This window comes from Photobacterium sp. 53610 (assembly GCF_036409375.1).
Lineage (GTDB): Bacteria > Pseudomonadota > Gammaproteobacteria > Enterobacterales > Vibrionaceae > Photobacterium.
The window spans coordinates 1-21153 of record NZ_JAXOFS010000011.1 but is presented as its reverse complement, the minus strand read 5'-3'; the positions used below and the strand labels follow the sequence as shown (position 1 = coordinate 21153).

At 52.2% G+C, this 21153-nt stretch carries 20 protein-coding genes; 14 read left to right on the top strand and 6 right to left on the bottom strand.

Features of this window, described 5'->3' with window-relative positions; genetic code table 11:
- Positions 1 to 113 precede the first annotated feature (113 nt).
- Complete coding sequence (locus SPK40_RS19120) at positions 114 to 287, bottom strand: S24 family peptidase (RefSeq protein WP_442957594.1); 174 nt, start codon at positions 285 to 287, stop codon at positions 114 to 116.
- A 313-nt stretch (positions 288 to 600) separates the two neighbouring features.
- On the opposite strand from SPK40_RS19120, the gene dusA reads away from it, so the two are divergent.
- From dusA to SPK40_RS19085, 7 genes are all read left to right on the top strand, one after another.
- Positions 601 to 1629 carry a tRNA dihydrouridine(20/20a) synthase DusA gene (gene dusA / locus SPK40_RS19115; RefSeq protein ID WP_330961560.1) on the top strand — a complete coding sequence of 343 codons (1029 nt, stop codon included), beginning with the start codon at positions 601 to 603 and terminating at the stop codon, positions 1627 to 1629.
- Between the two features lie 235 nt (positions 1630 to 1864).
- Positions 1865 to 2113 carry an envelope stress response protein PspG gene (gene pspG, locus SPK40_RS19110; RefSeq protein ID WP_248144865.1) on the top strand — a complete coding sequence of 83 codons (249 nt, stop codon included), beginning with the start codon at positions 1865 to 1867 and terminating at the stop codon, positions 2111 to 2113.
- A gap of 131 nt (positions 2114 to 2244) precedes the next feature.
- Complete coding sequence (locus tag SPK40_RS19105) at positions 2245 to 2901, top strand: TIGR04219 family outer membrane beta-barrel protein (RefSeq protein WP_330961559.1); 657 nt, start codon at positions 2245 to 2247, stop codon at positions 2899 to 2901.
- A gap of 109 nt (positions 2902 to 3010) precedes the next feature.
- Positions 3011 to 3244: a hypothetical protein gene (locus SPK40_RS19100; RefSeq protein ID WP_036755575.1), complete on the top strand. Its 234-nt coding sequence runs from the start codon at positions 3011 to 3013 to the stop codon at positions 3242 to 3244.
- 155 nt (positions 3245 to 3399) lie between these two features.
- A complete protein-coding gene (locus tag SPK40_RS19095) occupies positions 3400 to 5220 on the top strand; it encodes an assimilatory sulfite reductase (NADPH) flavoprotein subunit (protein WP_330961558.1) in 1821 nt (606 codons plus the stop codon).
- The gene (cysI, locus tag SPK40_RS19090) at positions 5220 to 6911 is read left to right on the top strand and encodes an assimilatory sulfite reductase (NADPH) hemoprotein subunit (protein ID WP_330961557.1); all 1692 of its coding nucleotides are present in this window, start codon (positions 5220 to 5222) and stop codon (positions 6909 to 6911) included. The genes SPK40_RS19095 and cysI overlap by 1 nt, the downstream gene beginning before the upstream one ends.
- Positions 6904 to 7665 (top strand): phosphoadenylyl-sulfate reductase, encoded by a 762-nt coding sequence (locus tag SPK40_RS19085; protein WP_248144869.1) that lies wholly within the window; start codon positions 6904 to 6906, stop codon positions 7663 to 7665. Before cysI ends, SPK40_RS19085 begins: the two co-directional genes overlap by 8 nt.
- A 158-nt stretch (positions 7666 to 7823) precedes the next feature.
- On the opposite strand, the gene SPK40_RS19080 is transcribed toward SPK40_RS19085, so the two are convergent.
- Positions 7824 to 8312, bottom strand: a complete 489-nt coding sequence (locus tag SPK40_RS19080; RefSeq protein ID WP_330961556.1) for a DUF2780 domain-containing protein — start codon at positions 8310 to 8312, stop codon at positions 7824 to 7826.
- Positions 8313 to 8488: 176 nt separating this feature from the next.
- Entirely contained in the window at positions 8489 to 9109 is a 621-nt protein-coding gene (locus tag SPK40_RS19075; RefSeq protein ID WP_248144870.1) for an FKBP-type peptidyl-prolyl cis-trans isomerase, read from the bottom strand.
- Between the two features lie 137 nt (positions 9110 to 9246).
- Between SPK40_RS19075 and SPK40_RS19070 the strand changes: the two genes are divergently transcribed.
- Positions 9247 to 9924 (top strand): LysM-like peptidoglycan-binding domain-containing protein, encoded by a 678-nt coding sequence (locus tag SPK40_RS19070; RefSeq protein ID WP_330961555.1) that lies wholly within the window; start codon positions 9247 to 9249, stop codon positions 9922 to 9924.
- A 39-nt stretch (positions 9925 to 9963) separates the two neighbouring features.
- Here SPK40_RS19070 and SPK40_RS19065 read toward each other — a convergent pair whose 3' ends face one another.
- From SPK40_RS19065 to SPK40_RS19055, 3 genes are all read right to left on the bottom strand, one after another.
- Positions 9964 to 10428, bottom strand: a complete 465-nt coding sequence (locus SPK40_RS19065; protein ID WP_330961554.1) for a GNAT family N-acetyltransferase — start codon at positions 10426 to 10428, stop codon at positions 9964 to 9966.
- 73 nt (positions 10429 to 10501) lie between these two features.
- Complete coding sequence (locus tag SPK40_RS19060) at positions 10502 to 11077, bottom strand: Crp/Fnr family transcriptional regulator (RefSeq protein ID WP_330961553.1); 576 nt, start codon at positions 11075 to 11077, stop codon at positions 10502 to 10504.
- Positions 11078 to 11167: 90 nt separating this feature from the next.
- Positions 11168 to 13123: a bifunctional 2',3'-cyclic-nucleotide 2'-phosphodiesterase/3'-nucleotidase gene (locus tag SPK40_RS19055; protein WP_330961552.1), complete on the bottom strand. Its 1956-nt coding sequence runs from the start codon at positions 13121 to 13123 to the stop codon at positions 11168 to 11170.
- 406 nt (positions 13124 to 13529) lie between these two features.
- Here SPK40_RS19055 and cysG point away from each other — a divergent pair, with 406 nt between their 5' ends.
- The 6 genes from cysG to cysQ are packed head-to-tail and all read left to right on the top strand — an operon-like array spanning position 13530 to position 20435.
- Entirely contained in the window at positions 13530 to 14942 is a 1413-nt protein-coding gene (gene cysG, locus SPK40_RS19050) for a siroheme synthase CysG (protein WP_330961551.1), read from the top strand.
- Positions 14943 to 14955: 13 nt separating this feature from the next.
- Positions 14956 to 15864: a sulfate adenylyltransferase subunit CysD gene (gene cysD / locus SPK40_RS19045; protein ID WP_330961550.1), complete on the top strand. Its 909-nt coding sequence runs from the start codon at positions 14956 to 14958 to the stop codon at positions 15862 to 15864.
- A gap of 11 nt (positions 15865 to 15875) precedes the next feature.
- Positions 15876 to 17300 carry a sulfate adenylyltransferase subunit CysN gene (gene cysN / locus SPK40_RS19040; RefSeq protein WP_330961549.1) on the top strand — a complete coding sequence of 475 codons (1425 nt, stop codon included), beginning with the start codon at positions 15876 to 15878 and terminating at the stop codon, positions 17298 to 17300.
- A 6-nt stretch (positions 17301 to 17306) separates the two neighbouring features.
- Entirely contained in the window at positions 17307 to 19034 is a 1728-nt protein-coding gene (locus SPK40_RS19035; protein ID WP_330961548.1) for an SLC13 family permease, read from the top strand.
- A gap of 24 nt (positions 19035 to 19058) precedes the next feature.
- Positions 19059 to 19676: an adenylyl-sulfate kinase gene (gene cysC / locus SPK40_RS19030; RefSeq protein ID WP_248144879.1), complete on the top strand. Its 618-nt coding sequence runs from the start codon at positions 19059 to 19061 to the stop codon at positions 19674 to 19676.
- Positions 19677 to 19691: 15 nt separating this feature from the next.
- The gene (gene cysQ / locus SPK40_RS19025) at positions 19692 to 20435 is read left to right on the top strand and encodes a 3'(2'),5'-bisphosphate nucleotidase CysQ (RefSeq protein ID WP_330961547.1); all 744 of its coding nucleotides are present in this window, start codon (positions 19692 to 19694) and stop codon (positions 20433 to 20435) included.
- Positions 20436 to 21153 lie beyond the last annotated feature (718 nt).

The following is a 21153-nucleotide window of genomic DNA, read 5'->3' as shown; positions in this document are numbered from 1 at the left end:
GTCATGTATAAAGGTCTGTTAATAGCAGGCCTTGTGTTTTATAAATAAATCAGGAGATTAAAGTAAATGAAATATTTTTCACGTTACTTGCATTTATTATATTTGTGAAATAATTACATCCTTTGCCCAGACCAAACCACTTCACCGATCACTTCAAAATCACTGCTCATGATCTCTTCTTTACTTAGTTCCCACGGCTGGTAGTTGTCGTTGTCGCTTGTGACTGGCAATCCATGTTTGGAGAATTGCAGACGTTTCACCATCAGCTGACCTTCAAAGTGAAACACATAAATTCCATCCTCAGTAAAATGGTCAACTTAGTTCACCATCATCAGACAGCCATTCTTGAGCGTTGGGTGCATGCAACCACTGTTGGCACGCGGCCAGCCCCTCTCCTTTTTCCTGAAACTTTCCTTGTCTGTATGTATAATGCGCCCCTGCTTTGAACGAAGAGAGTTGCTTTGTACCGCAGCCTGCCGGGGGCGGGATGGACTGCCTTGACCTGAATCGGGGTGGCACTGTCCTATGCTGAAAGGGGGCCTGTGAGGGGTACTGTGAACGGAATTCGGGCAATTTCAATGAAGTTACAGGAAATTCAGAATGACGCAAGAAACTGAAAAAACACAGCAAAATCACGGTACTGCCGGTGATTACCCTTCCTGCCGTTTTTCCGTCGCACCCATGCTCGACTGGACTGACCGCCATTGCCGTTACTTCCACCGGCTGCTGTCTGAGCATGCGCTGCTGTACACCGAGATGGTGACCACTGGGGCCATTATTCACGGCAAGGGCGACTTTCTGGCGTATAACGAGGAAGAACATCCGCTGGCATTGCAGCTGGGTGGTTCGAATCCGGCGGATCTGGCGCATTGTGCCAGGCTGGCGCAGGAGCGCGGTTATGATGAGGTGAACCTGAATGTGGGTTGCCCGTCGGACCGTGTTCAGAACGGCCGCTTTGGTGCTTGTCTGATGGGCGAGGCGGATCTGGTGGCACAGTGTGTTTCTGCCATGCGTGAAGTGGTCGATATTCCGGTGACGGTGAAAACCCGGATCGGGATTGATGAGCAGGATTCGTATCAGTTCCTGGTTGATTTTGTCGGCACTGTGTCTGAGAAAGGCGGTTGCGACAATTTCACCATTCATGCCCGTAAAGCCTGGTTGAGTGGCCTGAGCCCGAAAGAAAACCGCGAAATTCCGCCACTGGATTACCCGCGTGTGTATCAGCTGAAGCAGGACTTTCCGCATCTGACGATGGCAATCAATGGCGGTGTCAAAACACTGGCCGAGATTGAAGCGCATCTGGCACATCTGGATGGTGTCATGGTGGGTCGCGAGGCGTATCAGAATCCATATATGCTGGCCGAACTGGATCAGCAGCTTTTTGGTTGTGATCGCCCAATCAAGAAGCGCCGCGAAGTGGTCGAGGCCATGTATCCTTATATTGAGCGCCAGCTGGCGAACGGGTCCTATCTGGGCAATATCACACGCCACATGCTGGGATTGTTCCAGAATATGCCGGGTGCACGCCAGTGGCGTCGCCATATCAGTGAGAATGCCCACAAACCGGGCGCAGGCATTGAGGTGGTACAGCAGGCGCTGGACAAGATTCCTGCACATCTGGATGTGTGATCCGGATGAAAGCGATTTGGTGAATTTAACCGAAGGGTCTGGTGAAATTCGCTAATCTGTGCTGAAGACGCCGCAGCCTCGGGTTGCGGCGTTTTTGTATCTGCTTGATAGATAAAGATTTGATTCAATTCGGGAGGTTGGCCCGAAACCTGCTAAGTTATCTGTATTATCATCCTCAGAAACATGGTGAACTGTGTTCTGTCTGAGAATTTCTGGTGTAAATGGAGAGATTGGAATGGTTGAAATTTTATTTCTGCTGGTATTTGCCGGTGTGTTGGTGATGACGGGTGTCAGTCTGCTGGGCATGATGGTTGCCATCGCGGCCGGATTTGTGGTGATGGCGCTGGCAGGTTTGCTGGGGGTGGTCATCAAGCTGTTGCCATGGATTATCCTGATTGCGATTGGCGTTTGGATCTATCGAAATGCACGTCGGGATAACCCGTATCGCAGCGGTCGTTATCGCGATATGCATAGACGCAAATAACAGCGTGTTCAAAAAGTGAGCTTGACCCAAATCCCTGATTCTCATTGACGAAATGCGGTTTTCTTAAACAGCATCTGGTATAGTCTGGCGCAGCAAAAGCAAAGCAAAAGATAACGAGCGGAGACTCAAAAATGAAAAAAACGATGCTTTCAGCAGCGGCCGTAGCAGTGGCGCTGGCGACAGCTGTACCAGCCCAGGCTGATATGCTGTTAGGCGGTACTGTGGGCGCGGATGCGTGGTTTAGCAGTGCTGAAATTAACGACGCTGTAGACGGTGGCGATAACACAGTTCCTTCGTTCTACGCCTCGTTTGAACATTTTGTTCCACTGATTCCAAATGCGCGAATTGCTTATGCCAATATCGAAGCGGATGCAGTGGCATTTAAACAAACAGACCTGACTGCTTATTACGAGATCCTGGATAACGATCTGGTTTCTGTCGATGTGGGTGTATCTCTGATCAAATTCACCAATGGTGAATACAATGCTCAGGGCCATATTCAGACGTTCGACGATGAGTGGCAGCCTGCTGTTTACGGGAATGTCGAGATTGGTTTCCCGATGACACCGCTGACTGCCTTTGCTGAAGGTAACGTGGGTGAATTCGACGGCACCAGCACGCTGGATGCAAAAGCCGGTCTGAAGTACACGATTCCGCTGGTAGCAGCCGATCTGAACCTGCGCGGTGGTTACCGTGTGATGGATTACGATTTTGACGCGATCAACAACCCGCTGGGTGGCAAAGTGAAACTGGACGGTTTCTTTGCCGGTGTCGAAGTCGATTTCTGATCGACCTATCAATGCTGAAAAAAGCCATGCTCCTTGCATGGCTTTTTTGTTGCCTGTTTTTCCAGTTATGAGCCATGTTTAAAAGGGCAATCACGCAGGAATCAGGCCGATGACAATTACCGAGTTACAGCGTTTATACGCCAACAGTGAAATTGTAGAAGCGGTTATTGAGCCATCTCTCCAGGCAAACGGCTGGGTGGTGGAATTTCGTCATCGCCGAGGTGGCTTTGTCACCCTGACCGACGGTGCTGGCAGTGAAAAGTGCTACCGGGACATTGATACCGCCACTGAGCGGGCGTTTGAAGTCGGTTTCCATCAGGTCCGGATCGCTGATCATTTCTGATCTCTGTGTTGCCCAGTCTCCGGATTGGGCACGTTTTCTTCTTCTCTGCTGATTCTCTCTTCCAAAAAGTTATAAAACATTCTTATCTATTCTTTCTTGTTATTTCGTCGAATAGCTAATCTACCCATTACGCAATGTAAAGGGATCGTCGTGTCATGTTACTTAAGGAACTCTCGGCTTTAGCCAGCCCTCTCAATGATCAGCAGATTGGTCAGTTGCAACAGGCAGTCGCAGAACTGTCATCCCAGCAGCTGGCCTGGATCAGCGGTTATTTTTGGGGACTCAGTCAAACCCAGTCGGCAGGTCAGCAGCCTGCCGGTCAGCCTGTGGCCGCGGTGGCTGCCAAACCGGCTGGCAAACTGACCATTATTTATGCCTCTCAGACCGGGAACGCCAAAGGCGTGGCTCAGGCGCTGAAGGAGGAAGCAGTTGCAGCCGGTATTCAGGCGGATGTATTTGCAGCCGGTGACTATAAAGGCAAAAACCTCACCAAAGAAACGCATGTGGTGATTGTCGCTTCCACCCACGGTGAAGGGGAAGCGCCGGATGACGCCATGGAACTGCATGAATTTCTGCAGTCCAAGCGTGCACCGAAGCTGCCGAACCTGAACTACGCCGTGCTGGGTCTGGGCGACTCCAGTTATGAATTTTTCTGCCAGACGGCAAAAGATTTCGACAGCTATCTGAGCAAGCTGGGTGCCAAACCTTTTGTGGATCGGATCGACTGTGATGTGGATTACGATGCACCTGCTGCCGAATGGCGTGCCAAGGCGCTGGAATCCATTAAAGACGAACTGCTGGGCGGCGGTGATGCGGAAGTGGTGCAACTGCCGGTCGGGCAGAGTGCGCAGGCGGCCGTTTCTCAGTACAACAAGCAAAATCCGTATCCGGCTGAGCTGCTGCTGAGCCAGAAGATCACGGGCCGTGATTCAGGCAAGGATGTTCGCCATGTCGAGATTGACCTGGGTGAGTCCGGCCTGACCTATCAGCCGGGTGATGCACTGGGTGTCTGGTATGACAATGATCCGGCACTGGCTGAAGCTCTGGCCGCCAAGGTTGGCCTGAGCGCTGATGTAAGTGTCGAGGTGGACGGTGCAACCCTGAGCCTGAAAGACGCACTGGTCAGCAAATATGAAATCACGGCTGCCAACCCGCAACTGGTGAAAAAATTCGCTGAACTGTCCGGCAGTAAAAAACTGCTGAAACTGGTAGAAGACAAAGACAAACTGCGCGAATACGCGGCAAACACTCAGGTGATTGATGTCTTTGCCGAGAAGAAAACTGAGCTGACGGCCGAACAGCTGCAAGGTTTGCTGCGCCGTCTGACGCCGCGGCTGTACTCCATTGCTTCCAGCCAGGAAGAAGTGGGTGAGGAAGTGCATCTGACAGTCGGTCTGGTGGAATACCAGCAGGGCGAAGAAAGCCGCTTCGGCGGGGCCTCAGGTTATCTGGCACACCGTCTGGAAGAAGGCGCGAATGTCCGGGTTTTTGTGGAAGGCAACAACAACTTCAAATTGCCGGCTGATGATAATACGCCGGTGATCATGATTGGTCCGGGAACGGGTATTGCACCTTTCCGTGCGTTTATCCAGGAACGGGATAACCGTGACGCAGAAGGGAAAAACTGGCTGTTCTTCGGCGATCGCACCTTTACGGATGATTTCCTGTATCAGGTGGAGTGGCAGAAATACCTGAAAGACGGTGTTCTGTCCCGACTGGACGTGGCTTTCAGCCGTGACCAGCAAGAAAAAGTTTATGTCCAGCACCGCATTCTGGAGAACGCGGCGGAAGTATGGCAATGGCTGCAGGATGGCGCCCATCTTTATGTCTGTGGTGACGCGAACCGGATGGCCAAAGACGTGCATGAAGCACTGATCACTGTGGCCGAGCAGCAGGGCGGCAAGAGCCGTGAAGATGCAGAGCAATATTTGAATGATTTGCGTAAAGCCAAACGCTACCAGAAGGATGTGTACTAATGACTGAGAAACTGTCCGATAACGAACGTCTGAAACGCGAAAGTGACTTCCTGCGCGGGACTATTGCAGAGGATCTTCAGGACCGCATTACCGGTGGCTTTACCGCAGACAACTTCCAGCTGATCCGTTTCCACGGCATGTATCAGCAGGATGACCGCGATATTCGCCCTGAGCGTCAGAAGCAGAAACTGGAACCGCTGCATAACGTGATGCTGCGTGCCCGGATGCCGGGCGGGATCATCACGCCAAAACAATGGCTGGCGATTGATCAGTTCTCGCAGGACAAAACCATGTACGGCAGTATCCGTCTGACCACCCGCCAGACGTTCCAGTTTCATGGTGTGTTGAAACCGAACATCAAACTGATGCATCAGACGCTGAACGACTACGGCATCGACTCGATTGCGACCGCCGGGGACGTAAACCGGAACGTTCTGTGTACCTCGAACCCGGTTGAGTCTGAGCTGCACCAGCAGGCGTACGAGTGGGCTAAGAAAATCAGTGAGCATCTGCTGCCGAAAACTCGCGCCTACGCGGAAATCTGGCTGAATGGTGAGAAGCTGGAAGGCCATAAAGATGAAGAGCCGATTCTGGGCTCGAACTATCTGCCGCGTAAATTCAAGACCACGGTCGTGATCCCGCCGCAGAATGATGTGGATGTCCACGCGAACGACCTGAACTTCGTTGCGATTGCGGAAAACGGTCAGTTGGTCGGCTTTAACGTGCTGGTTGGCGGCGGTCTGGCGATGACGCACGGCGACACTGCGACGTATCCGCGACGTGCTGACGACTTCGGTTTTGTGCCGCTGGAGAAAACTCTGGATGTTGCCGCAGCCGTTGTGACCACGCAGCGTGACTGGGGGAACCGTTCAAACCGGAAGAATGCGAAAACCAAGTACACGCTGGATCGTGTGGGTGTTGACGTGTTCAAAGCTGAGGTTGAGAAACGTGCGGGTGTGGCATTCGAAGAAAGCCGCCCGTATGAATTTACCGGCCGTGGCGATCGTTTTGGCTGGGTCAACGGCATTGATGGGAAGTACCACCTGACGCTGTTTATTGAAAACGGCCGTCTGCTGGATTATCCGGACAAGCCGCTGAAAACCGGTGTGGCTGAGATTGCGAAGATCCATAAAGGGGATTTCCGCATGACGTCTAACCAGAACCTGATTATTGCCGGTGTGGCGCCGGAAGACAAAGCGACGATCGAGCAGATCGCCCGTGCTCACGGCCTGATCGACGACGGTGTCAGCGTTCAGCGTCAGAATTCGATGGCTTGTGTGTCACTGCCGACCTGTCCGCTGGCGATGGCCGAAGCCGAGCGCTTCTTGCCTGATTTCGTCACTGATTTCGAAGGTCTGCTGGCAAAACATGGTCTGAGCAAGGATGAGCACATCATTTTGCGGGTCACCGGCTGTCCGAACGGTTGTGGCCGCGCCATGCTGGCGGAAATTGGTCTGGTGGGTAAAGCGCCGGGCCGTTACAACCTGCATCTGGGCGGGAATGTAAACGGGACGCGTATTCCGAAGATGTACCGTGAAAACATCACGGTTGATGAAATCATGACTGAGTTAGACCAACTGGTCGGCCGCTGGGCGACTGAGCGGGAAGCCGGTGAAGGGTTTGGTGATTTTACCATTCGCGCTGGCATCATCGCTCCGGTTGAGGTCTCTGTGAGGGATTTTTATGCCTAAATATGCGTTGGCGGATCTGCTGAATGCAACGAAAGTTGAGCAGATCCTTCAGCTGGCGGAAATTAACGCCGAGCTGGAGCAGATGACCGCCCGGGAGCGGGTTCGCTGGGCGCTGGAATTTCTTGACGGCAATTATGCGCTGGCGTCCAGTTTCGGCATTCAGTCTGCTGTGATGCTGCATCTGGTCACGCAGGAATCACCGAATATTCCGGTGATCCTGACGGATACCGGTTATCTGTTCCCGGAAACGTATCAGTTCATCGATTTTCTGACCGAGCGCTTGTCGCTGAACCTGAAGGTTTATCGTGCTGAACTGAATCCGGCCTGGCAGGAAGCCCGTTATGGTCAGTTGTGGACGCAGGGTGTGGAAGGCATCAAGCAATACAATAAGATCAACAAGGTGGAGCCGATGCGCCGTGCGCTGGATGAGCTGCAGGTGAATACCTGGTTCTCCGGTCTGCGCCGTGAGCAGTCGTCCTCCCGTGCAACACTGCCGGTACTGGCGATTCAGAACGGGAAGTTCAAGTTTCTGCCGCTGATCGACTGGACCGAGCAGGATATTGATGCGTATCTGATGAAGCATGATTTGCCTTATCACCCGCTGCGAGAGCAGGGATACCGCTCTATGGGCGATGTGCATACCACGGCGAAGTGGGAACCGGGAATGAAAGAAGAAGACACGCGCTTCTTCGGTCTGAAACGGGAATGCGGCCTGCACGAAAATGACGTGGAGAGCGATGGTTCCGGTATTTAAGCCCGAGCCTGAACCGTCGTACTTTACATTGCAGATATGAAAAAACCTGACCGGGAAACCGGTCAGGTTTTTTTATTTGAGAATCAGAAAATTGACCTGCGTCTGACAGCTGAAATGAGTGAACTCGTTACGCTCGCCCGTTGTCTGACTTGGGTCAGTTAGCCAGCGGGTGTCCAGATTTTGGTCAGGGTATCAATCAGGCCCGCACTGGCGCCCTGGGTGCCCAGGAATTGAGTGATAATCGGAACGAACTGGCTGATCATGCTTGCGTCCAAGCCTAAAGCGGTGAATACCGGGCCCAGCGCATCCATGTTGTTCAGCATGCCGCCCAGACCTGCCGGAATCGCATCCATCAGGTTTTCGGAACCGGGGATCAGTTTGGTCAGTTCAGAAGCCTGATCGCCGCTCAACTGGCTGGCAGCCATGGACAGCAGTGCACCGGCACCGCCCGCAGCCTGTTCAGTGCTGACGCCCAGCTGGTCGGTGAGCATGCTGGCAAGGGGGTTGTCGGCCAGTGCTTCCATTTTGTCGTCACCGCCGCCGAAAATGTCGGAAAGACTGAAGGCGTGGGCAGCAGGGGTGATGGCCAGAGAGGCCATTAAAGGTAACGCAACCAGCCACATGCGTTGGACTAAAGCTCGGATCATAGTGTTCTCCTTAGAATCGTTATCAGGTTTTCCCGCGGGGGAAGCCACAGCTACTCTAAGCGTAGACGGGAAAAGAAAAAAGAGGGCACTTTGTCAGTTTATTGTCAGGGCATGTGATTGATATGAGACAAAAAAACGGCGCCGAAGCACCGTTTTTTCTGAGAAGGCGGCAGGACTTACAGAATGTCCAGCAGCTCAACTTCGAAGACCAGCGCTGCGAAAGGAGGAATCGCTGCACCGGCACCACGCTCGCCGTAGGCCAGGTTTTGCGGGATGTACAGTTTCCACTTCGAGCCGACAGGCATCATTTGCAGGGCTTCAACCCAACCAGCGATAACGCCGGTAACCGGGAACTCTGCAGGCTGACCGCGGGTTACGGAGCTGTCGAACACAGTGCCGTCAGTCAGTTCGCCGTGGTAGTGAACACGGACTTGTTTGTCAGACGTTGGGATTTCGCCGTTGCCTTCAACCAGAACTTCGTACTGCAGACCAGAGTCAGTGACTGTTACTTCAGGGCGCAGTGCGTTATCTTTGAGGAAGGCTTCGCCTTCAGCTGCAGCGGCTTTTGCTTGCTCCTGACGAGCTTCTTCCGCACGGGTGTGCAGGTCACGCAGCGCGTTGTTGATCTCGTCGACAGGAATTTCTGGCATGTCACCAGTCAGCGAGGTTGCGATGCCTTTGGCGATAGCAGCAACGTTCAGGCCTTCCAGGCCGCTTTGAGCAAGCTGCTGGCCCATTTGCAGACCAATACCGTAGCTCGCTTTAGTTTCAACTGTATCTAGTTTAACGTCAGACATAGTGTCGTCTCTTTATGTCGAGTGAATTAAGCGGGCAGGATAACAGTTTCAGCCCTCAGGGGTAAACTTTTGTGAACAGGGGTCGCAACAAAGCGTGATCCCGAAGTTTTGGCGCAGAGTGATGGAGAGTAGTTGTTATGGGACAAGCGAAACGCCGTAACAGGAAAAAAACAGCACCGGCACTGCCCAAGGTGCCGTGGGCAGAATGGAAAAACCGGCTCGGTGATCTGAACTGGCGTGCGGCGTGTCAGGCGAAATGGCAGATGGCCAGACAGCATGTTGCACCTTACTGGCAGCAGATGCCTGTGTTTCACCGCAGAGCACTCATGGTGCTGGTACCGGTTGTCTTCATCCTGTTGCTGCTGCCTGCTTCAGAACCTGAACTCAATATTCCCGGCAACCAGCCGGTTCGTCAGGAAGTGGATCTGAATCTCGGAGAAGCGCCCCGTTTACCGGTCGGACAGCGTCCGGAACCGCCATCACCGGTCCGTCCGGAGCCCGGCCGTTCATCCATTGAGCAGCCTCAGACTCAGGTGACTTCGTCGGCATCGGCAGGCTGGCAGAGCTATGAAGTGAAGCAGGGTGAAACTCTGGCGACGATTTTCCGTGCCCGTTCCCTGCCGCTGACAGATCTGTACGCGATTGCGGCCATCGAAGGGAAAGATAAGCCGCTGAGCCAGATCAAATCGGGTCAACTGATGCGTTACAAACAACGGTCCAATGGCGATCTGGATGTGTTGCAGATTGAAAGCCGCAGCGGCGATCCGGTGATGTTCTTCCGTCGCTCTGACGGCAGTTTTGCCCGCGGCCAATAATCACAGCCCCGGCTATTTCTGGAATAGCCGGGGCTGATCTCAGACGGCGGACTGATTTTTGGTCAGCCGCATATCAATGTGAGGGATCCCATCTTCCAGGTATTCTTCGGAAAAGGCGGTGAAGCCAAAGCGGTTGTAATAGCTTTGCAGGTGTGACTGTGCACCAATCTCAATGTTCTCTCCCGGCCACAGCTGCTCGGCGTAAGCTAGTCCCTGACGGAGCAGTTCGCTGCCCAGCCCCCGGCCTCTTGCAGATTCTGAAGTGATCACCCGGCCAATGCTGACACCGTCATAAGTCAATCCGGCCGGTAATAGTCTCAGGTAAGCCATCAGCATGCCATTTTCATAAGCGACGACATGGTAGGTGCCTTGAACTCGGTCGTGGCCGTCAATTTCCGGGTAAGGACAGTTCTGCTCCACCACGAAAACATCGACCCGGAGTTTCAGGATGTCATAAAGTTGATCCGTCGTGAGCTGGTCAAACCCAAGGCATTGCCATTGCATCCTTTGTCCTCTTTATCAATACATTTATCATCAATCAGAATATGGGGTGACGGCTGGCGATGCAATCCCCGGATTACTGAGATGATGGTTTATGCAGGTGCCGTTTCAGACTGCTGAGCTGACTCAGGGAGAGATCCAGAAAGGAAGCCAGTTGTGGTTCGGAAATTGCGTCGGCCAGTTCTCCCAGGCTTTCGGTGAATAACGCATATCGTCGGGCCGGACTGTAAAGCCGCATGAATTGTTCTTTTTGCTCCCGGAACAGCAGTTGTCTTTCAGTCAGCGCGATATAAAGCTCAGGGCAGTGTGCACGCCAGCTGAGGATCAGTTCTGTGGGCAGCGTCAGGATCTGGCAGGCCGACAGCGTTTCCAGCAGATAAGGTGAGCCTTCTTCCGTCAGCAGGCTTTCAAAGCCGATGAGCAGTTCCTGTTCCCAGTAAAAGTCACGGGTGATCGCATCTCCTTCCGCCGTGAGATAACAGGCATGACAAAGGCCGTCGAGCAGGAAAAAGGCCTGAGTTGCCAGTTCACCCTGATTGATCAGAATATGCCGGGTCGGTAACTCCAGCGTTTCAGCCAGATTTAAAGCCTGTTCAATGGTGGCCGGATCGGCCCCGTGCAGTTCAAGAAATTGCGCGAGTGGTGAGGTCATGATGGTGCGTCGTTGGTGATGGTTTAATGAAAGCTTATCAAAAAATACCGCGACAAGTGTCGCGGTATTCAATGAGGTGAGCGGTCAGACTCAGCCTTGCAGATCAATCCTGTAAACCGCAAAGCCTTCAGCGTTGGTTGAAACCTGCTTCATCGGATACTGGCCTTTCACTTTGATAAAGTCGCTGGCTTTGGTGCTTGGCGAGGTTTCAAAGCGGATATCCAGCTTGGTTGCGCTCTTCAGCGGGGCAAAACGCCAGTTGTTATCGGCACTCGGTACGACCTGTCCTTTGTCTTTACTGACCCGGCTGATGTAGTTTGCCAGAACGGTGCGGTTTTCATCCGGGGCCGAGAAGGCGACATACTGCTCACCGGTCCCGGCAAATTTCGCGCCGTAAGCCCGGTAATTGTTGGTGGCAATCATAAATGGCTGCGCCGGGTCGATGGCTTTCCCCTGATACGTCAGCTGACTGATGCGCTCTGATTTTGGATTGATCAGCTGACAGTTACCGTCATACCGTGCGGGTTGTGATACATCAATCTGATACTGAACGCCGTCAATCACATCAAAGTTATAGGTGCGGAAGTCTTCCCAGTTGATCAGCGACTGCGGGGCACTGGAGGTCAGGTCAATCTGATTGAACTGGCCGGCAGCACATTCCAGCCATTCCTTGACTTCTTTTCCGGTCACTTTCAGGGCGACCAGGGTATTCGGATAAAGATAAAGATCGGCTGCATTACGGAAAGTCAGCTGACCGGCTTCTACTTCGGTGTAGTTGCCCGGATCATTGGCCCGGCCACCGGCTTTGAACGGCGCCGCTGCCGACAGAACCGGAATTCCGTCCAGATTCGGATCGCCCTGAATAAAGCGTTCCACATAATCCTTCTGTGCCATGTTGACGATTTGCACGGTCGGATCATCCTGAACCAGTGCCAGATAGCTGTACATCACATCGCTGGCTTTACCGATCGGCTGATTGACGAAGCTACGGGTATTTTTATGGTCATCGGCGACGGCTGCCAGCAATTTGCGGTCGGCTGCCACCAGAGATTTGCCGTTTTCAAAGATCGGGCGGGCTTCGGTCTGGCCTTGTGTCACTGCCCATTTTCCGTTTTGTTGCGTCAGCACCAGGTCGATCACGCCCAGGTGATCGCCCCAGCGGCCCGGCATGACCGACGGCACGCCGTTGATGGTACCGGAGGCAAGATCAGTCTGCGGCAGGCTGGCGAAAGTTTTGCTCGGGAACACGGCATGAGAATGACCAAAGGCAATGGCATCAATGCCTTTGACTTCGGTGAGGTAGTACACCGAGTTTTCAGCCATGGCATGGTATGGGTCGGCAGAGACGCCTGAGTGGGGGATTGCCACGATCACATCCGCGCCTTCGGCTTTCATCTTCGGCACAAAATATTCAGCGGTCTGCTTGATATCGTTCGCTTCGACTTTGCCTTCCAGGTTCTTTTTATCCCAGATCAGAATTTGTGGCGGGACAAAACCGATGTAGCCAATTTTGATGTCATGCTCATTCCCGTCTGTATCTTTCAGGCGGTAGGTTTTAATCAGGTATGGCTTGAAGAGGTTTTTGCCTGTCTTGAGGTCATAAACGTTGGCATTGATATACGGGAAATTTGCCCCAGACAGGGCCGTTTTCAGGAAGTCCAGGCCATAGTTGAACTCGTGGTTTCCGATGTTCCCCACTTCGTAATTCAGCTGATTCATGGCTTTATACACGGGGTGAACATCACCAGCTTTGAGCCCTTTACCGGCCATGTAATCGCCCATCGGGCTGCCTTGAATCAGGTCGCCGTTATCGACCAGCACACTGTTGGTCACTTCCTTTCTGGCTTGCTCGACAAGCGTTGCAGTGCGTACCAGACCGGTTTTCTCTGTGGCCTTATCTTTGTAGTAGTCGTAGTCCATGACATTGGCGTGAATGTCAGTTGTTTCGAGGATACGCAGCTGAATGGTGTCTGCCAGTGCAGGACCTGCCGTAGTCAGCAGGGCACCCAGTACGGCGATGGAAAGTGGTTTGGCTCTTAAGGGCATGATTTTCACCGTGTTATGAACAATAGGAACGCGCTAAAGGTAGCAAAAATACAGTTCCTGAATTGCAAGTGCTTGTCAGATATGTGACACGAGTTTCGTTTGCTGCAGATGTAACCTGTTGAAGATGTGGGCGGCTCTGATCGGCACGGAGCTCGCCTCAGGAGTACCTCAGCGTTAGAACAGAAAGGCATAAGATAAGCAATCACCGTAAGCGTTGAGCCGAAAAAAGAGTTGTTTTATAGGGTGTTACCCCATCTCTCAGGCCGAAACCATGCCCATGCTTCCTGAAATTCCTGAAAGTAGAGCAAGCTAAACTTTTGGGAATAAAAAATGAAATTTTAGAATTTCAGGTAATATCTTGCCCCGTCTATAGTGCTGTTAATTACAGCGAGTATGAGCAGCGACTATGGACTATTTACCAATTTTTGCCGATTTAAAGCGTCGTCCATGCCTGGTAGTAGGTGGAGGAGAAGTGGCCTGGCGTAAAACCCGGATGCTGCTGAAAGCCGGTGCCGACGTCCGTGTGATTGCTCCTGAGCTGAATGCAGATTTTCAACAGGCGGTCAAAAACGGTCAGGTGACGCTTCTGGCTGATCAATTTACGCCTGACCATCTCGACGGCATCTTCCTGGCGATCGCAGCAACGGATCGCAAAGCCATCAATGCACTGGTGTACCAGTCTGCCAATCAACGCCAGGTACTGGTGAATGTGGTGGATGACACCCAGCGCTGCAGTTTTATCGTTCCGTCGATAGTCGATCGTTCCCCGATTATTGTTGCGATTTCCTCTTCTGGTAAAGCGCCGGTGCTGGCCCGTCTGGTCCGGGAGAAGCTGGAGGCACTGCTGCCTCAGCACCTCGGCAAAATGGCGTCACTGGCGGGAAATTTCCGGGATCGCCTGAAAAATACCGTTCAAAGCCTGACGGCACGCCGATTGTTCTGGGAGCAGGCCTTTGATGGTCGCTTTGCGGAACTGGTTGCGGCAGGCAGAGAGCAGGAAGCCGAGCAAGAACTGATCCGTCAGTCCCAGCACGTTGCCACGCAGGGCCAGGTGGCCCTGATTGGTGCGGGTCCGGGAGATGCAGGTTTACTGACACTGCGTGCCCTGCAGCTGATGCAGCAGGCCGATGTGGTGCTCTATGACTATTTAGTCTCTGATGAAATCATGGATCTGGTCCGTCGTGATGCTGAGCTGGTATGCGTGGGCAAACGTGCTGGTTTCCATAGTGTGCCTCAGGAAGAAACCAATCGCCTGCTGGTGGAATATGCCAGTCAGGGGAAACGAGTCGTGCGCCTCAAAGGCGGTGATCCTTTCATGTTTGGACGCGGTGGTGAAGAACTGGAAGTGCTGTTCGATGCCGGGATTCCGTTCCAGGTCGTACCCGGAATTACCGCTGCTGCCGGCGCGACCGCCTATGCCGGTATTCCGCTGACACATCGCGATTACGCTCAGAGTGCCCTGTTTATTACCGGTCACACCAAGCCGGACAGCGATACCCTCGACTGGTCAACACTGGCGCGCGGCAAGCAGACGCTGGTGATCTATATGGGCCTGATGAAATCGAGTCATATCCAGCAACAGCTGATTGAACATGGCCGGGCAGCAGAAACGCCGATCGCTATCATTGAGAGAGGCACACAGGCATCGCAAAAAATTTACAAAGGTCAGCTGAGTGAACTGGCTCAGCTGGCAGAGCACGCGGAATCACCGTCACTCATTGTGGTGGGTGAAGTGGTGAACCTCGCGCAGAAATTACATTGGTTCGGAAAGCAGGAACAACAAGGGCAACCACACCCCGCTGTCGTGAGCCTGGCTTAACATGGAGAGAAAGATGGATCCGAAACGCCTTACCCACCTTAAGCAGCTCGAAGCGGAGAGTATTCATATCATCCGTGAAGTCGCCGCTGAGTTCGATAACCCAGTGATGATGTACTCCATCGGTAAAGATTCTTCGGTGATGCTGCACCTGGCCCGTAAAGCTTTTTATCCGGGAAAAATCCCGTTCCCGCTGCTGCACGTCGATACTGACTGGAAATTCCGCGAGATGATCGAGTTTCGTGATGCCACAGCAAAAAAATACGGATTTGACCTGCTGGTTCACAAAAATCCGGAAGGGATTGCGATGGGAATCAGCCCGTTTGAGCATGGTTCTTCCAAGCATACGGACATCATGAAAACTCAGGGCCTGAAGCAGGCACTGAACAAATACGGCTTTGATGCTGCCTTCGGCGGTGCCCGTCGTGACGAAGAGAAATCCCGTGCGAAAGAGCGTGTGTATTCTTTCCGTGACAAAAACCATACCTGGGATCCGAAGAACCAGCGTCCTGAATTGTGGCGGACCTATAATGGCCAGATCAATAAAGGCGAAAGTATCCGTGTGTTCCCGCTGTCCAACTGGACCGAGCTGGATATCTGGCAATACATCTATCTGGAAGGCATTGAGATTGTGCCGCTGTATCTGTCTCAGGTACGTCCTGTCGTTGAGCGCGACGGCATGCTGATCATGGTCGATGATGACCGTATGAAACTGCGTCCGGGCGAAGAGATCCAGCAGAAGAGTGTTCGTTTCCGTACGCTGGGCTGCTACCCGCTGACCGGCGCGATTGAATCTGAGGCTGGTACTCTGCCGGAAATCATTGAAGAAATGCTGGTCGCGACCTCCAGTGAGCGTCAGGGACGGGCGATCGACCACGATCAGTCTGGTTCCATGGAATTGAAGAAACGTCAGGGTTATTTCTAAGGAGTCGGGACATGAACAGTGCAATTCAACAACAAGTGGCTGAGCTGGGCATTGAAGCCTATCTCGATCAGCACCAGAACAAGTCTCTGCTTCGTTTCCTGACCTGCGGTTCAGTCGATGATGGCAAAAGTACGCTGATTGGCCGTCTGCTGCATGATTCTCAGCAGATTTATGAAGATCAGCTGGCGGCAATTCATGCGGACAGCCAGAAAGTAGGCACCACGGGCAGCAAACCGGATCTGGCTTTGCTGGTGGACGGCCTGCAGGCGGAGCGTGAGCAGGGCATCACCATTGATGTTGCTTACCGTTATTTCTCGACGCAGAAACGCAAATTCATTATTGCCGACACGCCGGGACATGAGCAGTACACCCGCAATATGGCGACCGGTGCCTCAACCTGTGATGTGGCGGTGATTCTGATCGACGCCCGGAAAGGCGTGCTGGATCAGACCCGTCGTCATTCTTATATCGCCAGCCTGCTGGGGATCCGTCAGTTCGTGGTTGCCGTGAATAAAATGGATCTGGTGGGCTTCGAGCAAGCGCGTTTTGAGCAGATCCGCGATGACTATCTGGCATTCGCAGAAAAACTGAATGCGGATATCAACATCCAGCTGGTGCCCCTGTCTGCACTGGACGGAGATAACGTTGTGACGCTCAGTGAACAGACGCCCTGGTATCAGGGGGAGTCGCTGCTGTCATTACTGGAAGACGTGGAAGTTAATAAGAAAGATGATGGCGAACTGCGCTTTCCGGTTCAGTATGTGAACCGTCCGAATCTGGATTTCCGCGGCTTCGCCGGCACACTGGCTTCAGGCACAGTCAAAGTCGGAGATGCCGTGAAAGTGCTGCCGTCCGGTAAGACATCAACCGTTGCCCGCATTGTCACTTTCGATGGTGATCTGGCTGAAGCGCATTCAGGTCAGGCAATCACGCTGACACTGAACGACGAAATTGATATCAGCCGTGGTGACACTATTGTTCACGCGGAAGATACAGTGCCGCTGAGTAACCAGCTTCTGGCTGATATTGTCTGGATGGCTGAGGCGCCACTGGAATCCGGCCGTCAGTACGACATCAAAGTCGCAGGTAAGAAAACGGTGGGTTCGGTGAGTGCGATTCGTCATCAGGTGGATATCAACAATCTGGAAACCTTCAGTACAGATGTGCTGCCCCTGAACGGGATCGGCTTGTGTGAAGTTTCGCTGAATGAGTCGATTGCGATTGATTCATACCAGGATTGCGCTGACACCGGTGGCTTCATTCTGATCGACCGTCTGACCAATGTGACTGTGGGTGCCGGTATGGTGCGGGAAGCACTGGCAGAATCGGCACCGGCTCAGCACGGTTACAGTGCGTTTGAAGTCGAACTGAATGCCCTGATCCGTAAGCACTTCCCGCACTGGGGTGCCAAAGATCTCAGTAAGTTGCTGGGGTAACTGCCTATGGCATGGGAACAAGCCCTGGTACTTGCCATGCTGGTGGTGATCATTACCTGTCTGATCACCACCAGGATTAAACCTGCATTTCTGTTCGCAGGCGCGGCTTTTGTCGGCTTTCAAACCGGGATGATCGAGCTGTCGACCCTGGCTGGTAACTTCACGAATGCGTCGTTGCTGACTCTGGTTTTGTTGATCCTTGTTTCTATTGCACTGGAAAAAACGCGCCTGATCAGTTGGGTCGGGCGCCAGATCTCTCAGGGAGGACAAACGTCGGTCGTCGCCAAACTTGGCCTGTCGACGGCGTTTCTGTCTTCTTTTACCAATAATACGGCTGTGGTGGTGTCACTGATTGGTGCGGTAAAACGCAATCAGCGTCATGCGCCGTCACGCCTGTTGATCCCGCTGTCATATACCGCCATTTTAGGCGGTACCCTGACTTTGATTGGTACCTCGACAAATTTAATCGTTAACAGCTTCGTTGAAGATGCGGGTTTACCCAGTTTGGGATTTTTTGCCCCTTCGATGATCGGGCTGGCGGTTTTACTGACTGGTCTGGCGGTTCTGGTGCCTTTGAGCCACCTGCTGCCGAATTATGACGACAGCAATCAGGATGAACTGCCTTATTTTCTGGAAGCCAGGATCACTGAGACTTCACCGCTGGCCGGGAAAACGGTGGCAGAAAATGGTTTGCGTGCCCTGCGACGTCTGTTTCTGGCTGAAATTATCCGGGATGGCCAAACCATTGCGCCCGTCTGTCCGGATACGGTATTGCACGCCGGTGATAATCTGCTGTTTTGCGGCGATGTCGAAAGTGTCACAACTCTGCAGGAAATTGAAGGGTTAAAGCTATTCGGCCAGCATCATCTGAATGGTCAGTCGATGATGGAAGTGATTGTCAGTCATTCCGCGGGGATCCGGGGTAAATCTCTCAAAGATGTCCGGTTCCGTGAGCGCTTTGATGCTGTTGTAGTTGCGATTCGTCGCGGGCATGAACGTTTGGCGGGCGGGTTAGGCAATATAGAGCTGCATCCGGGAGATACGCTGGTGATTGTTCCCGGGAAGACCTTTCAGGAGAAAAAACAAACGCTGAACCGCGAGTTTGTTCTGATTAATGGCCTGGACTCCAGCGCCCGTCTGGACAGTTCAAAAAGCATGGCGGTTTTGGGTGGTTTCGTTGCCGTCATCGCAGCCGCTTTACTGGATATTCTGCCGCTGATTAAAGGGCTGGCTGGTTATCTGCTGGTTCTGCTGGCAACCGGCATTATCAGTTTTGCTGAAATTCGCCGTCGCTTCCCAATTGATATTGTTGTCATTGTTGGTTCAGCATTATCGTTAGCGCAGTTAATGCTGACCAGCGGCCTGTCTGAGCGGATGGGTAACCTGATGATGACATCTTTTAACGGCTGGGGTGTTTACGGCGGGTTAGTGGCCGTGTATCTGCTGACCTTACTGATGACCGAGCTGGTAACCAACAATGCAGCCGCGGCTTTATCATTCCCGTTGGCTTACAGCCTGGCACTGAGTTACGGTGTTGATCCGATGCCGTTTATTATGGCCGTTCTGTTTGGGGCCAGCGCCAGCTTTATATCACCTTATGGTTACCAGACGAATCTGCTCGTTTATACCGTAGGTAATTACAAACTGCGTGACTATCTGAGAATCGGACTGCCTTTTTCTATTATGTATTCAGCGGTCGTACTGACCCTGATCCCGCAGTTTTTCCCTTTTTAATGTGTTTTAGCAACGGAGTGTACAATGACCGCTGTCGTTCAATCCCATGAAAATGAAAACGTGGTCTGGCACAATCACCAGACAGATAAAGCACAGCGTGCTCAGTTGAAAAATCAGAAACCTTGTGTGCTCTGGTTTACCGGATTGAGTGGTGCAGGCAAGTCGACAGTTGCAGGCGCATTGGAAAATCGTCTTGCGGGTCAGGGATTTCATACGTACCTGCTGGATGGTGATAACGTTCGTCATGGGCTGTGTAAGGATCTCGGCTTCTCATCAGAGGATCGGAAAGAGAATATCCGCCGCATCGGTGAAGTGGCAAAACTGATGGCGGATGCCGGACTGATCGTCTTGACCGCATTTATTTCTCCTCACCGTGCTGAACGTCAACTGGTAAGGGATCTTTTGCCTGAAGGCGAGTTCATCGAAGTTTTTGTTGATACACCATTAGCCGAGTGTGAAAAGCGGGATCCGAAAGGTCTGTATAAAAAAGCCCGGGCTGGTGAGATTAAAGATTTTACCGGCATCGACTCGGAGTATCAGCCGCCTGAAACGCCAGAGATTCATCTTCACGCGGGAGATACATCAGTGGATACGCTGGTCACTCTGTGCATGGAAGCGTTAAAGCAACGCCGTATTATATAAGACAAGGAGTCAAGCGTGAGCGCACTACTGGAGTCTGTTTACCAGATTGCCCTGGAAGCCGGGCAAGTCATTATGGATTTCTATCACAGCAATGTTCAGGTTGAAGAAAAGGCAGACAGTAGCCCTGTGACGGAAGCGGATCTGGCCGCGAACGCAGTGATTGTTCGTCACTTGTCAGAACTGACCCCTGAGATCCCCATTCTTTCTGAAGAGTCGGCCCATACCGAATGGGAACAGCGTCAACACTGGGAATCCTTCTGGCTGGTGGATCCGCTGGACGGAACGAAAGAGTTCCTCCGCAGAAACGGAGAGTTCACCGTGAATATTGCATTAATAAAGCAGGGAAGGCCGGTACTGGCGGTTGTCCATGCGCCGGCGCTGGATAAATCCTGGCTGGGCGACAGTCATCAAGCCTGGATGCAAACAAAAGGCGGACGTGAACCGATCCGAACCAGAGAAGCAATCGTCCCGACAGTGGTCGGAAGCCGCTCTCATCCCAGCCCGGATATGGCTGACTTTTTGGAAAAGCTGGGCCAGCATAAGATGACGGAAGTGGGATCATCTCTGAAGTTCTGCCTGGTTGCTGAAGGACGGGCACAATTCTATCCGCGTTTGGGACCAACCATGATGTGGGATACCGCTGCAGGGCAGTGTATCGCAGAAAGTGCAGGCGCGAAGGTCACTTTATTGAACGACGCACCCCTGCAATATCATCGTGAGGAGTTGTTGAATCCTTTCTTTCTTGTTTCTTACAAGTAATCGACTCTGTCCGCCGGGTATCACGGCGGACTTTTTTGTATTGAACCTCTCCTTTATCAGTCTCTATATAGCGGGAATATCTGCATCTCTGGACTCGTACAAAACGCGTCGTTTTCTTTCTGAATACCGTTATTGCTGCTTTTCTGTGTTTTTTGGCTGGTTCGGGTCAAAAGATCGCCTTTCGTAATAAAATAATAAAAAAACACTTGCTGCATCTGAATTACTCCCTATAATGCCGCCTCACTGACAGGGCAAGACAGTGTTTGAATAAGTTCTTCGTAACTTGTGTATAACTTGTGGTGAACTGAAAGGAGCGCAAAAATAGAGAAAAATCTGGTTGACAGTGTTTTTTCTTTTTGAAAAATGCGCATCCTCACTTGAGAATTGATTCAAAGCTTTAAACTTTGATGTTTTCCTTAGTGAGGGCTTGGTTAAGAAGGTTTTTGAAAATTATTTTAAAAATAATGCTTGACTAAGAAAAAAGGCTCGGTATTATACGCAGCCTCTGACCAACGAGATAAACGTTGAGTCAACGTTCTTTAACAATTTGACCATGCAATCTGTGTGGGCACTCGACAATGATACAGTCAAAAAGATTTTATCAGTGAACTGAGTGACCAATTGGTAGCACTTTTTCGAAAGGGTTACCGGCACAGTCAATTTATCAGTAATCACTGAGCCGCTTTTCTTCGGAAAGGCAACAAAATTCTAATTGAAG

Excerpts from the sequence above, each read along its gene's own strand:
- dusA (WP_330961560.1), top strand. The coding sequence starts at position 601 with ATGACGCAAGAAACTGAAAAAACACAGCAAAATCACGGTACTGCCGGT.
- pspG (WP_248144865.1), top strand. The coding sequence starts at position 1,865 with ATGGTTGAAATTTTATTTCTGCTGGTATTTGCCGGTGTGTTGGTGATG.
- SPK40_RS19105 (WP_330961559.1), top strand. The coding sequence starts at position 2,245 with ATGAAAAAAACGATGCTTTCAGCAGCGGCCGTAGCAGTGGCGCTGGCG.
- SPK40_RS19100 (WP_036755575.1), top strand. The coding sequence starts at position 3,011 with ATGACAATTACCGAGTTACAGCGTTTATACGCCAACAGTGAAATTGTA.
- SPK40_RS19095 (WP_330961558.1), top strand. The coding sequence starts at position 3,400 with ATGTTACTTAAGGAACTCTCGGCTTTAGCCAGCCCTCTCAATGATCAG.
- cysI (WP_330961557.1), top strand. The coding sequence starts at position 5,220 with ATGACTGAGAAACTGTCCGATAACGAACGTCTGAAACGCGAAAGTGAC.
- SPK40_RS19085 (WP_248144869.1), top strand. The coding sequence starts at position 6,904 with ATGCCTAAATATGCGTTGGCGGATCTGCTGAATGCAACGAAAGTTGAG.
- SPK40_RS19080 (WP_330961556.1), bottom strand. The coding sequence starts at position 8,312 with ATGATCCGAGCTTTAGTCCAACGCATGTGGCTGGTTGCGTTACCTTTA.
- SPK40_RS19075 (WP_248144870.1), bottom strand. The coding sequence starts at position 9,109 with ATGTCTGACGTTAAACTAGATACAGTTGAAACTAAAGCGAGCTACGGT.
- SPK40_RS19070 (WP_330961555.1), top strand. The coding sequence starts at position 9,247 with ATGGGACAAGCGAAACGCCGTAACAGGAAAAAAACAGCACCGGCACTG.
- SPK40_RS19065 (WP_330961554.1), bottom strand. The coding sequence starts at position 10,428 with ATGCAATGGCAATGCCTTGGGTTTGACCAGCTCACGACGGATCAACTT.
- SPK40_RS19060 (WP_330961553.1), bottom strand. The coding sequence starts at position 11,077 with ATGACCTCACCACTCGCGCAATTTCTTGAACTGCACGGGGCCGATCCG.
- SPK40_RS19055 (WP_330961552.1), bottom strand. The coding sequence starts at position 13,123 with ATGCCCTTAAGAGCCAAACCACTTTCCATCGCCGTACTGGGTGCCCTG.
- cysG (WP_330961551.1), top strand. The coding sequence starts at position 13,530 with ATGGACTATTTACCAATTTTTGCCGATTTAAAGCGTCGTCCATGCCTG.
- cysD (WP_330961550.1), top strand. The coding sequence starts at position 14,956 with ATGGATCCGAAACGCCTTACCCACCTTAAGCAGCTCGAAGCGGAGAGT.
- cysN (WP_330961549.1), top strand. The coding sequence starts at position 15,876 with ATGAACAGTGCAATTCAACAACAAGTGGCTGAGCTGGGCATTGAAGCC.
- SPK40_RS19035 (WP_330961548.1), top strand. The coding sequence starts at position 17,307 with ATGGCATGGGAACAAGCCCTGGTACTTGCCATGCTGGTGGTGATCATT.
- cysC (WP_248144879.1), top strand. The coding sequence starts at position 19,059 with ATGACCGCTGTCGTTCAATCCCATGAAAATGAAAACGTGGTCTGGCAC.